The sequence below is a fragment of the Nocardioides sp. P4_G4 genome (genome assembly GCF_056401085.1).
Window position 1 is genome coordinate 1 of the sequence record NZ_JBFUKA010000112.1, and the last position, 11,302, is coordinate 11,302.

General features: G+C 72.6%; 11 protein-coding genes. 5 read left to right on the plus strand and 6 right to left on the minus strand.

What is annotated here, in order from left to right; genetic code table 11:
* The first annotated feature begins 679 nt into the window (after positions 1-679).
* From AC1DQF_RS19485 to AC1DQF_RS19495, 3 genes are all read left to right on the plus strand, one after another.
* Positions 680-2,038, plus strand: a complete 1,359-nt coding sequence (locus tag AC1DQF_RS19485; RefSeq protein ID WP_477526884.1) for a sensor histidine kinase — start codon at positions 680-682, stop codon at positions 2,036-2,038.
* 1 nt (position 2,039) lies between these two features.
* Positions 2,040-2,729, plus strand: a complete 690-nt coding sequence (locus AC1DQF_RS19490) for a LuxR C-terminal-related transcriptional regulator (RefSeq protein WP_477526885.1) — start codon at positions 2,040-2,042, stop codon at positions 2,727-2,729.
* Positions 2,730-2,832: 103 nt separating this feature from the next.
* Complete coding sequence (locus AC1DQF_RS19495) at positions 2,833-4,281, plus strand: exopolysaccharide biosynthesis polyprenyl glycosylphosphotransferase (RefSeq protein WP_477526886.1); 1,449 nt, start codon at positions 2,833-2,835, stop codon at positions 4,279-4,281.
* 103 nt (positions 4,282-4,384) lie between these two features.
* On the opposite strand, the gene AC1DQF_RS19500 is transcribed toward AC1DQF_RS19495, so the two are convergent.
* The 5 genes from AC1DQF_RS19500 to AC1DQF_RS19520 form a co-directional block, all read right to left on the minus strand.
* Positions 4,385-5,218, minus strand: coding sequence for a sulfotransferase domain-containing protein (locus AC1DQF_RS19500; RefSeq protein ID WP_477526887.1), 834 nt, complete (start codon positions 5,216-5,218; stop codon positions 4,385-4,387).
* Positions 5,215-6,174 carry a glycosyltransferase gene (locus AC1DQF_RS19505; RefSeq protein ID WP_477526888.1) on the minus strand — a complete coding sequence of 320 codons (960 nt, stop codon included), beginning with the start codon at positions 6,172-6,174 and terminating at the stop codon, positions 5,215-5,217. The genes AC1DQF_RS19500 and AC1DQF_RS19505 overlap by 4 nt, the downstream gene beginning before the upstream one ends.
* Positions 6,171-7,154, minus strand: coding sequence for a sulfotransferase (locus AC1DQF_RS19510; protein WP_477526889.1), 984 nt, complete (start codon positions 7,152-7,154; stop codon positions 6,171-6,173). The genes AC1DQF_RS19505 and AC1DQF_RS19510 overlap by 4 nt, the downstream gene beginning before the upstream one ends.
* Before the next feature lie 145 nt (positions 7,155-7,299).
* Positions 7,300-7,845: a glycosyltransferase gene (locus AC1DQF_RS19515; RefSeq protein ID WP_477526890.1), complete on the minus strand. Its 546-nt coding sequence runs from the start codon at positions 7,843-7,845 to the stop codon at positions 7,300-7,302.
* Positions 7,842-8,297 (minus strand): UDP-N-acetylglucosamine--LPS N-acetylglucosamine transferase, encoded by a 456-nt coding sequence (locus tag AC1DQF_RS19520; protein ID WP_477526891.1) that lies wholly within the window; start codon positions 8,295-8,297, stop codon positions 7,842-7,844. The genes AC1DQF_RS19515 and AC1DQF_RS19520 overlap by 4 nt, the downstream gene beginning before the upstream one ends.
* A 218-nt stretch (positions 8,298-8,515) precedes the next feature.
* On the opposite strand from AC1DQF_RS19520, the gene AC1DQF_RS19525 reads away from it, so the two are divergent.
* Entirely contained in the window at positions 8,516-9,520 is a 1,005-nt protein-coding gene (locus tag AC1DQF_RS19525) for a hypothetical protein (RefSeq protein WP_477526892.1), read from the plus strand.
* Between the two features lie 3 nt (positions 9,521-9,523).
* On the opposite strand, the gene AC1DQF_RS19530 is transcribed toward AC1DQF_RS19525, so the two are convergent.
* On the minus strand, positions 9,524-10,345 hold the full coding sequence (locus AC1DQF_RS19530) for a LamG-like jellyroll fold domain-containing protein (protein ID WP_477526893.1): 822 nt from the start codon (positions 10,343-10,345) through the stop codon (positions 9,524-9,526).
* A 147-nt stretch (positions 10,346-10,492) separates the two neighbouring features.
* Here AC1DQF_RS19530 and AC1DQF_RS19535 point away from each other — a divergent pair.
* The coding region (locus AC1DQF_RS19535) for a sulfotransferase (protein ID WP_477526894.1) at positions 10,493-11,302 on the plus strand (810 nt) is incomplete at its 3' end.

Here is an 11,302-nt window from a genome sequence, read left to right on the forward strand (position 1 = left end):
GCGCAGGTCTCCGGGGGCGTCGACGTCGTCGAGCAGCAGCACCAGGTCGTCGGGGCGCACCAGGGAGCGGGCCCACGGCGCCCCCTCCTCGGGGAGCCGGAGGCACAGGGCCGGCAGGTCGCGCCCGTGCAGGGCCGCCTGCACGGTCTGCCCCAGCAGCGCGAGCCTCGCGGCCACGTGGATGGTGGGGCGGCCGCGATGGGCGCTCCGGGACGGGGGATGGGTTTGCGACACGCGTCGTCCTCCCAGCATCGGTGCCGGTGCGTTCATGGGTTCGCACCGGCGTGGTGTGCCTCACACTGTGTCGGTCTCGTTGTACCCCGCCACTCCGTCATCATGACTATGGCTCGTATTGGGGACGGCCCGGTGTCTAGCCCATACCACAAATGGGGTAGGGGTTCGAAAATTTTCCTGTACGTCAGCGCGTCGCACCCCTAACGTGTGTGACGCAGTACAGGTGGTTCGAACGTGATCCGGGGGCCGGGGGGCTGATCGATCGGGTCGAACTGCACATCCACGAACGCCCGCGCGGACAGGCCAGGGGGGTCCATCCGCGCGTCTCCCCGGCAGCATATTCTCGGGGGAAGGTTCGAATCAGGTGACTGTGCCTTGGTTGAGCCGTCAGAGGCTGGGCGGCCCTTTGTACGTGGTTCTGGCAGCAACGGCTGCCGGTGCGGCAGTGGTGATCAGCACGCTGCGGGACGACTTCGTCGTCCCCCCGGCCCTGCTGGTGGGGACGGCAGCGACGGTCCTGGCCCTCGCGGCCGCGATCCTCTTCTACGTCACGTGGCGKGTCTCGCCGACCGTGACCCACGGGTGGTGGGCGAGCGCCGCGCTCTTCGGGTGCGTCCAGGCGCTGGCCGTGCCGCGGGCCGGCGTGGTCGACCCCGCCGAGCTCGCCGCACGGCCCGGCTGGCTGATCGTCGCCAACCTGGTCTCGGCGGTGGTGATCCTGTCCCTCGTGGTGGCAGGGACCCGAGCCACCCGGACGCCCGACCCGCTGGTGCTGGGCCTCTCGCTCGGCATCCTCGTCTGCCTGTTCCGCCTCGCGGTCGCCGGGCTCGCTCCGCTCGACCTCTCGCCGCTGGTCCTGAACTCCATGACCGCCCTGGTCACCTCGCTGCACGTGCTGACCGTCGTGGTGCTGCTGCGCCACCCAGTGCCCTGCGGCTGGACGACCCCGCGGGTGCTCACCCTCTTCCTCATGCTCGGGGCGGCCAACCTGGCGCAGACGCCGGTGGTCCAGCGCCCGTGGGTCGACGGCGGGGTGGCGGTCGCCCAGCTGGTCGGCGCGTGCTTCTTCCTCAGCGTCTCCTTCGCCCTGCTGCGCGACTTCATCGTGCAGCAGGAGCGCACCACCAACGACCTCAGCGACCGGCTCGAGGCGGCGGAGGCCGTCGGGCGTGACGGCAAGGAGCGGCTGCACGAGATCCGCAGCACCGTGGCCGGCATCAGCAACGCCTCGCGACTGCTCCACGAGGGCAAGGTGGCGGCCCCGACCCGGCGTCGCCTCGACGAGAACATGCGCATGGAGATGTCGCGCCTCGAGCGACTCCTCGACAACCGCCAGCCCACGGTGCCCGAGCCCGTCGACCTGGACGCCACCATCGACCCGCTGCTCGAGCTGCACCGGGCCCGGGGACGACGGATCATCTGGCAGCCGACCGGACAGGTGGTGCGCGGGCGCCGCGACGACATCGCCGAGGTCATCAACATCCTTCTCGAGAACGCCGCCACGCACGCGGCCGACACCGAGAGCCGGATCGAGGTGACCCGGGACCACGACAACGTGGCCATCCGCGTCGCCGACGGCGGTCCCGGCATCCCGCCGGAGGTGCGCGAGGGCATCTTCGAGTGGGGCGTGCGGGGCGACTCCTCCGCCGGCCAGGGCATCGGCCTCAACGTGGGCCGGCGGCTGCTGTCCGAGCAGGGCGGCTCCCTCACCCTGGCGGACCCCCTCGAGCCGGGTGCCACCGTGCGCTCACCCACGGGGGCGACCTTCGTCATCCGACTGCCTGCCGCACGGAAGGGGGACTGAGATGGCCGAGGCCACATCAGCCAAGTCACGCAGCCGGGTCCTCATCATCGAGGACCACACCCTGTTCGCGGAGTCGCTCGAGGTGGCGCTGTCGCTGGAGGGCTACGACGTACGCCGGCTGCCGCTGCCCGAGGAGGGCGGGTCGCTGGCGACCCTGCGCTCGACCGCGCTGCGGATCAACCCGCGCATCGTGCTGCTCGACCTCGACCTGGGACGCTTCGGCGACGGTTCCGCGCTGATCGCGCCCCTCTCCCGCGCCGGCGCCAACGTGGTCGTGGTGACCTCGTCGGTGGACCAGGCCCGGTGGGGTGGTTGCGTACGCAGCGGTGCCCGCAAGGTGCTCTCCAAGAGCGGTCCGCTGCAGGAGACGCTGGGCACCGTCCGGCGCCTGCACCAGGGCCTGCCGGTGATGACCTCCGACGAGCTGGAGAGGCTGCTGGACGCCTGGCGCAACGAGCGCATGGCCACCGATGTCATGCGCCGGCGACTCGAGCTCCTCACCCCGCGGGAGCGGCAGGTCCTCGGCGCCCTGATCGAGGGGCACAACGTCCGCGACATCGCGCGCAGCAGCGTCGTCTCCGAGGCGACCGTCCGGACCCAGGTCAAGTCGATCCTCGGCAAGCTCGAGGTCTCCTCCCAGCTCGCGGCGGTCGGTCTCGCACACCACGTCGGCTGGCGACACCCCCTCTGATCACCCGATCCCGCAGGCCTATGCCGCATTTGCGGCATGCCACCCCGGCCGGGCCTCCATAGGCTCGTTTCACTGCTCACGCACGGTCGGGAAGGTGGAACGGATGGCGGAAGTCTCTGTGCCCCCAGCGGGTGATCTGGTGGGCGCACTGCCGTTGCCGCCCACCCCCAGGGTCGCCACCCACGACGTCATCGTCGAGGCCGACGACGTCGCGCGCACCCCCGGTCATCGCTGGCTGCGGCCGACCGTCGACGTGGCGGCCAGCCTGCTGGCCCTCGCCGTCGCGATCCGGCTCGGGGCCCCGGTCCGGCCCCACGTGCTGGGCGCCGTCGCCCTGGTCTGGCCCCTGCTCCTCGCCGGCAACGGGTGGTACACCCAGCGCCCGCTCGGCGAGCCGACGAGCATCCGCCTCGGGCGCGTCCTGCGCGCCGGGGCCATGCTCGGCATCGCCAGCTGGGTGGCCACCCTCGTCCTCGGTCCCGCCATCGCCCCGCACGTCATGGTCCCGGTCGTGGCGAGCCTGACGCTCGCCGCCCTCGTCAGCGGCCTGGTGCCGCTGCCCGGAGAGATGACGACCCGGATCGTCCTGGCGGGCCATCCCGAGGACGTCCGCTCGGCCATCGCCGAGCTCGCGACCTCGCGCCGCTACGTCGTGGCCGCCGCGTGCGTCTCGGCCGGCCCCGGCGAGCCCCTGGGCATCGTGCCGACGCAGGTGGGGGTGGCCTCCGCCGCCGACGTGGCCGTCCGCGCGGGAGGCGATGCGCTCCTGCTGCTGCCCGGACCGGAGCTGACACCCGCGGCGCTGCGCCGGATCGAGTGGGGCGCCTCGAGCGCCGGTGTCCCGTTGTACGTCGGGACCGGGCTGCTGGACGTCTCCCCCGCCCGCATCTCCGTCGTGCAGGGCGCTGGGCTCAACGTGATGCAGGTGCGTCCCGCACCCGCACGCGGGCTCCGCCGGCTCTTCAAGGACGTCGTCGAGCGAGTCGTCGCCGCCCTGGCCCTGATCCTCCTCTCGCCCCTGCTGCTGCTCGTGTGGACGCTGGTGCGTGCCGAGTCGAGCGGCCCCGGGCTCTTCCGCCAGCAACGGGTGGGCCGTGGCGGCGTGGAGTTCACCATGGTCAAGTACCGCACGATGACGACGACCGCGACCGAGGACCTGGCCGCGCTCGTCGGCCTCAACCAGGTCGAGGGCGGGATGCTCTTCAAGATCCGCAGCGACCCGCGGATCACCCCCCTGGGCGCGATCCTGCGTCGCTACTCGATCGACGAGCTCCCGCAGCTGTGGAACGTCGTCACGGGGCAGATGTCGCTGGTGGGACCGCGCCCGGCGCTGCCCGAGGAGGTCGAGCGATACGACCCCGACCCGCGCCGTCGTCTGGCCGTCAAGCCGGGGATCACCGGCCTGTGGCAGGTCTCGGGCCGCTCGGACCTGAGCTGGGCGGAGTCCGTGCGCCTCGACCTCCGCTACGTCGACAACTGGTCGCTCGCGCTGGACCTGGCCATCCTGTGCCGCACGGTCCGCGCCGTGATGGGCCACCGCGGAGCCTACTGACCCGGACGTACGAGAGCCCCTGCCGGACCTCACGGTCCGGCAGGGGCTCCGTTCATGTACGGGGAGGACCGCGCACGGCCGGCGGCGGCGCTGCGCGGTCCGGCTACCAGCCCCAGGCCTCGCCGAGTCGCAGCCCGAGCGTCCGCTCGAGCGAGGCGATCTCGGGAGCCAGCGCGTTGCGCACGGTGGTGACGTCGGACGGATCGGGACGCACCGCCTCACGGTCGATGGGGCGGTAGAGGGTCCGGTGCACGAGCGGAGAGCGCTTGACCGCTCCCACGAGCCTGGCGCCGTCGTGCTCGCGCACCCAGTCCGCGCTGCGACGGGCAACCGACGCCAGGCGCACCGAACGCGCCTTGGCCGCCGGCAACCGGGCCTCGAGGTCCTTGCTCGCCAGCGGCAACCGGTCGACCTCGAGGAAGTCTGTGACGCCGTCCAGGAAGGCCTGCGGGTCGGCCGCCAGGTCGTCGAAGAGGGCCACGTGGACCATCTCCCGCGGCAGGTGCACGAGGAAGCGGTCGAGACCGGTGGCGTAGCGGCCGTGCTCGAGGAGCTCGGGGCGACTGCGCAGGGCCTCGCCGAAGGTGTCGGGACCGATGCCGTGCTTGCGCATGTAGAGGTACGACGACCACGCGCGCTCGACCGGGTCCCGCAGGGACACCATGATCCGCACGGGACCGAGCGTGTGGTCGATGCGGTCCGCGGCGTCGGGGTGGAACAGGTAGTCCTGGCAGACCTCGCCCACGACGGCCTCCTCGCGCGCGTCGCGGAACTGGGCGGCGTACCACTCCGGCCCGCGGTCGTAGTAGCGGTCGAAGTAGTAGAGGTCCTTGGCGGGAGTCAGGTAGACGTCCGGGTGTCCGAGCAGGATCTCGTGGAGCCAGGACGAGCCCGCCTTGTCGGGTCCGACGTACAAGAAGTTGGGCAGGCGGCTCATGACAGCCCCCGTCCGAGGCGACGCGACAGGGACAGCATGCGACGGGGCTCGATGCCCGGTCCGGCCACGGCGAGCGCGAGCCACGCGTGCGGTGCGGCGGGATAGCGGCACAGGGCACGCCCCGCGATGCGCGCGCCGCGGCCCCTCTCCCCTGCTGCGGCCCGCGCGTAGGCGATCTGCCCGAGCATCCGGGCGTGGCCTCGTCGGCGGTCCGTGAAGTCGGGATGCTTCTCGAGGAGGTACTCCAGCGCGGTGGCGGTGTTGAGCCACTTGTCGCGGAACCAGGAGGGCACGTCCTTGCGGATGTCCGCCAGGATCTCCTGGACCGCGCCGACGCGGCCGGCCCGACTGGCGCGCAGCAGCCAGTCGTAGTCCTCGCCGTGGCCGAACGGCAGCTCCTCGTCGTAGAGCCCCGCGACGTCGAAGGCCGAGCGACGCATCATCAGCGTCGAGCTGTGCAGCTCCTTGACCCGGTTCTCCAGCAGTCGCGCGTGGGTGACGACGGGCTCGCGCGCCGGCCACTCGACATCGCCGCGCTCGCCCATCAGCAGGCGGATCCCCGACCCGACGGCCAGCAGGCTCGGATCGGCGAGGAGCCGCTCGACCTGGAGGCGCACCTTGGCGGGGTACCACAGGTCGTCGTCGTCGCAGCTGGCCACGAACTCGGCCCGGGACAGCAGCACGCCGGTGTTGCGAGCACCGCAGAGACCACCGGTGCGGGTGTTGACGATGGGGACGATCTTCCGGCCCGGGCGCGACAGGTCGGCCAGGCTCGGGTCCGCCTCCTCGCGGTCGTGGACGACGAAGACCTCCAGCGGGCCGGCGTAGTCCTGGGCGACGATGGCGTCCAGGGTCTCCAGCAGCAGCGCCGGGCGACCCCGGGTGGGGATCACGACGGTGACCAACGGGGTCTCTCCCGTCACCGCGCCCTCGCTCGTCGATGTCGGCTCGTTCACCGTGTGCTCCTCGCTTCGTGTCGATCGCTGGTCACGGGCGCAGTGATCGCGCCCGTGGTCGCGGGATATCCGTAGGCCTTGAGCAGGGGCAGCGTCAGCGACGTGACGACGGCCCGGTCCCTGGGCGGCATCTGGGTGGCCCACCGGTCGTCTCGTCGGAGCTCGACGGAGCCCGACCGGAACCTGCTCGGGTTRCCGGAGAGGCCGTGGCTCGGCCCGAGCACCGTCCGCCCCGCCTCGACGGCGGGGAGGTCCCCCGCGCCGAGCGGGACGCCGAGGGCCCCGGTGGCCTCGACCAGGGCCGCGACCGGGTCGGTGACGAAGTCCTCGTAGCGCAGGCGCGCGGAGCGCACACCGCCGAGCGTCGCGATGGCCGTCATCTCCAGCTGGAGCGCACTCCACTGGGCGGCCGAGCGGTGCGCAGGGATGCGCCACATCTCCTCGGAGCCAGCGGTGGTGTGCGGGCGCTCGACGTGGCGCTGCCACGACCAGGCGACGGCTCGAGGGTCCCGCACGACGTTGAGCACCCGCAGGTCGACGTCGGGCGCGCCGGCGAGGGCCAGGCCCAGGGCCGGGCCCTTGGAGGCGTCGACGACCACGCGAGCACCCGACACCTCGGCCACGGCGCTGTAGATCCGTCCGTAGTCGGCGCGCAGCCGGGTCAGTGAGGCCGACGGTGCCCGACCGGCCAGCAGCCCGGGCAGGTGGCGCTGCCTCGCCGCGGCCCGCTGCCCTGCGGCGAGGCGGTCGAGGACCTCCGGGCTCCACCCACCGAAGGCGGACCGGCCGACGGCCGTCCAGAACGGACACGCGGAGAAGGGCTGCCCGCAGCCGCAGAGCTCGTCGGCCGGCGCCACGGACCTGGCCAGGTCGACCAGCTCGCCGATGTTGACCCAGGAGGTCGCGGCGCCCAGCATCCGCTCGACGAGGGTCGACCCGGAGCGGCCGAAGCCCCCCAGGTACACGATGGTGACGCGCACGTTCTCTTCCTCTCGGCCCGCACTGCCCCCCGACGGCCGCGCTGATGCGGTCACACTGCTCGATCCACGACGTGGGGTCGGGCCGGCTCCGGCGGAAGTCACCATTTCGGGGTACGTCCTCACACCGGTCGGGCGGGCGCCGCCACTAGCCGGCGGCCCGGAACAGACGGCCGTGGCGCGTCGGGCGCCGGTTGATCAGGCTGTCCAGCTCGGCCGCGGCCCGGGCGCGGGCGATGTCTCGTTCCTGGGTGGTCGATGCGACGGCACGCAGGACGGCGGCCGGCAGCAGGGCACTCTCCAGCTCCTCGTGGAAGATCTCGGCCGTGCGCACGACGCGCACGACGCCCGACCCGCCGGCGAGGGAGGCGAAGCGCTGCTGGTGGCCGTCCACGTGCTCGCCCAGGAGCGGGTCGCGAGGGATGCACAGGGGGACGTGACCGGCCTCCCGGGCGTCCATGATCGTGCCCGGACCGCCGTGGCACACGACGAGGGCGGCCTCAGCGAGAAGGTCGACGAGCCGGTCATGGGTGAGGAAGCCGTAGCCCTCGGCCACCCGCGGGGGGCGCGTGGCCCCGTGCTGGACCACGAACCGCACGTCGGCGTGGCAGGCGGCCTCCGCGTCGACCCACTGCACCAACCGCTCGAACGGGTGGTGGTCGGTGCCGGCGAGCGCGACGACGAGGGCCGTCATAGCAGCGGTCCCACGAGGTGCGCGTCGGGGTAGAACTCCAGCTGGCTCTGCCACTGGACGATGCGGCGGGTGGTGAAGGGGCCGCACAGGCGTCCGGTCATCGTCGGGCTGTCGAACCGGTCGTAGACCTCGATGAAGACCGTGGGGATGCCCAGCGCCCAGGCCGCCACGAAGAACGGCACGGCGACCCCGGCGCCCGCACTGACCACGAGCGAGGGGCGCTCCCGGCGCAGCAGCTGCACCGCGAGCACGGCGTTGCGGGCCAGGTTGGGCACGTTGCGGGTCGTCGGCGAGTGCGAGTGCAGCACGCGCTCGCCGTCCAGCCGGTCCATCACGTCGGGGGTGTCGGGGCACACCCAGAGACGGTCTCGACCCTCCCACCACGAGCGCAGGGCGAGCAGGTGGGCAAGGTGGCCGCCCTGCGTGCTCACCAGGAGCACGGGGCCGGTCATGGCGCCACTCGTCGAAGCCGGGCGCAACCGCGCCCGTCGACCTGACGCACGATCTCTGTCCTCATGGTCGAGTCATCCTGCTGAGCGGCAGGCTCCTCGACGACGTACGCGTCCGGATTCCTCGATTTTGGGGGCACCTCCCAGCGACCGTCCCCAGTTTGGGTGACCTGCACCGGGCACGCTGTCCCTGCCGGTCGGTGACGGTTACGTTCCCGGACATGGTGATCGCCCGACGCGCCCTCCTGCGCGCCGGCGCCGCTCTCGCCGTCTCGGCCGCGGTCTCGTCCTGCTCCGCCGACCGGTCCGGCACCCGGACCGCGGCGCCGACCCCGACCCCACGCCGGTCCTCGGCGACGACGACCCCCCGGCCCGGGCCGGCCACCTTCTACGCCCACCCGCAGCCGGGCGACCTCTACTTCGGCGCCTCGGTGCCCTACCACCGCTCACTCGACGCGTGGGAGTCCGCCCTGGGCACGACCCTCGCCCTCAACCGGTCCTACTTCGACCCGTTGCGCAACGAGGCGGCCCACCTGGTCACCCGGTGTCGCGACGACCTGGCGCACGGCCGCCTGCCCCACGTCTCGATGAAGCCTCCCCGCACGTGGCAGGCCGTCGCCGCGGGCGAGGCCGACGACTTCCTGACCAGCATGTTCCGCCCGCTCGGGGAGGCGGGCGAGGCCGTCATCTTCACGCTGCACCACGAGCCCGAGAACGACGCCGGGCCGCCGGGAATGCAGCCGGCCGACTTCGTCGCCATGCAGCGCCACGCGATGTCGCTCGCCGCCGACCTGGCTCCGCAGGTCACGGTGGTGCCCGTCCTGCAGCACTGGACCTTCGACCCGGTACGCGACGACATCGACCCCTCGGCGTGGCTGGTCCCCGACGCCGCGGTGATGGGCCTGGACATCTACAACCCCTGGTCGCCCACCAACGGCAAGCCCTGGCGCAGCTTCGGCAGCAAGGCCGACGAGGCGAAGGTGTGGCTCGGCGACGTCCCGATCGCCATCGGGGAGTACGGCTGCCGCGAGGATCCGCAGAATCCCGGGCTGGCGGCCGAGTGGCTCCGTGACGCGGCGTCGTACGCCCGCGAGAACAATGTCATCTCGTTGTCCTACTTCAACTCCGACCTCAACACCGCGGACGGGTCGTGGGTCCTGCGGGGCAGCACCGAGCAGGCATTCGCCGAGCTGCTCTCCTCCGACTGGGTGGCCCGCCCCGCCTGAGGCTCAGCCGGCGGCGGCGATCCTGACGAAGACGTCGTCGATGCGACCGTGGAACTGGTCGTCCAGGTCACCCACCCCGGGACTGCCGACACGGATCGGCCACTCGCTGTCCACGGACCCGGTCGCGCCGGCCTGCCGGACCACCGTGCCGTCGACGTCGATCTCGATGCCCGACGCGTCGCGGCGGCAGACCACGCGGTGYCACTGCGAGTCGGCGACCGAGACCGTGGAGCGCACGGTGACCGGGTCCTCGCCCGACCGCACGACRCAGCTCGGCCGTCCGTCGAGGCCGTCGACCTGGAGCTTCCACTGACCGCCCCCGGTGTCGAACCGACCGCGCTGGACGATGTTCGACCCCTTCGCCGTCTGGTCCGGGGCGAGCCACACCGCGGCGCCGTACTCGAAGTCCCGGGTCCCCGGGTCGAGGGCGGGGTCGGGCGGGACCTCCAGCATCGCGCGCGGGCAGCCGGTCGACGCCTCGCACGCCGCGGGGAACTCCACCGCGTCGCCGCGACCGCCCACCCCCGCGACCGCCTCGACCGTCCCGGCGTTCGCAGTCACCACGAGGRCGGCGAAGGGGCCGCCGAGGGCGTCGGGGTACGTCGTCCCACCGTCGTAGGTGAGGTCCTTGTCCTCGAACGACAACCACAGGTCCGCGTCGGTCAGGTCGGGGCTCGACGCCGCCGTCGGCGGGGCACCGGCACCGTCCGCCTCGTCGTCGCCGCCCCCGCAGCCACCCGCGACGCACACGACGAGCGCCGCGAGCGCCGCCACCGACGCCCTTCCCCGGGTGCGTCCCCCGGTCCCCCGTCGTGCAGCTGACACGTGTCCTCCTCGTGTTCGTACCCCCAAATTGGGGATGGATCTTGCACTGGGACCCACGGTCCCCCCACGCGATTAGCGTCTGGTCCGCAGCCCGTTCGACGGCGAACGGAATCGGGGTGCTCGATACGTCCGGGGGAAGTCTTGAAGGTGCTCTACATCGTAGGCGTGGGCCGTTCCGGCAGCACGCTGCTCGAGCGAATGCTCGGCGCTGTCCCCGGATCCGTCAACGCCGGTGAGCTGAACGCGATCTTCTCGAGGGTCGCGACGCAGGACCAGCGGTGCGGGTGCGGCGAGCCCTTCTCCGCCTGTCCCTTCTGGACCGAGGTCGGGGAGCACGCCTTCGGCGGCTGGTCTTCCGTGACCGAGCGGATGGCGCACCTGCAGCCCCGGGTGGTGCGCCAGCGCCACGTCCCGCGGATGGTGACCGGTGGCAACGCGTCGTACCAGCGCGAGCTCGAGGAGTACGTCGACGTCCACCACCGCCTCTACCGCTCCGTCGCCGCCGTGGCCGGGGCCGAGGTCGTGGTGGATGCGAGCAAGTCCACCGCCCAGCTCTTCGCGCTTCGCCGGGTCGAGGGCCTCGACCTGCGCGTCGTCAACCTGGTCCGAGACTCACGCGGCGTCGCGAACTCCTGGAGCAAGACCGGCATCCGCAAGCCCCAGTCCACCGACGGCGACGTGATGGGGACCTACTCCCCCCACCGCGTGGCCGTGCTCTGGACCGCGCTCCAGCTGGAGTCCAGCATGCTGGGGGCGGYGGCGCCGTACGCCGCCCGGGTGCGCTACGAGGACCTGGTCAGCGCGCCGCGGCGCACCCTCGAGCAGACCCTGCGCAGCGTCGGGCTGCCGCCCGCCGCCGGCGACCTGGCCCACGTCGGCGAACGCAGCGTCACCCTGGGCCCCAGTCACGGCGTCGCGGGCAGCCGGACCCGGTTCACCGACGGCCGGGTGGACCTC

Coding starts and splice junctions, on each gene's coding strand:
- AC1DQF_RS19490 (WP_477526885.1), top strand. CDS start 2,040: ATGGCCGAGGCCACATCAGCCAAGTCACGCAGCCGGGTCCTCATCATC.
- AC1DQF_RS19525 (WP_477526892.1), top strand. CDS start 8,516: ATGGTGATCGCCCGACGCGCCCTCCTGCGCGCCGGCGCCGCTCTCGCC.
- AC1DQF_RS19520 (WP_477526891.1), bottom strand. CDS start 8,297: ATGACCGGCCCCGTGCTCCTGGTGAGCACGCAGGGCGGCCACCTTGCC.
- AC1DQF_RS19515 (WP_477526890.1), bottom strand. CDS start 7,845: ATGACGGCCCTCGTCGTCGCGCTCGCCGGCACCGACCACCACCCGTTC.
- AC1DQF_RS19500 (WP_477526887.1), bottom strand. CDS start 5,218: ATGAGCCGCCTGCCCAACTTCTTGTACGTCGGACCCGACAAGGCGGGC.
- AC1DQF_RS19495 (WP_477526886.1), top strand. CDS start 2,833: ATGGCGGAAGTCTCTGTGCCCCCAGCGGGTGATCTGGTGGGCGCACTG.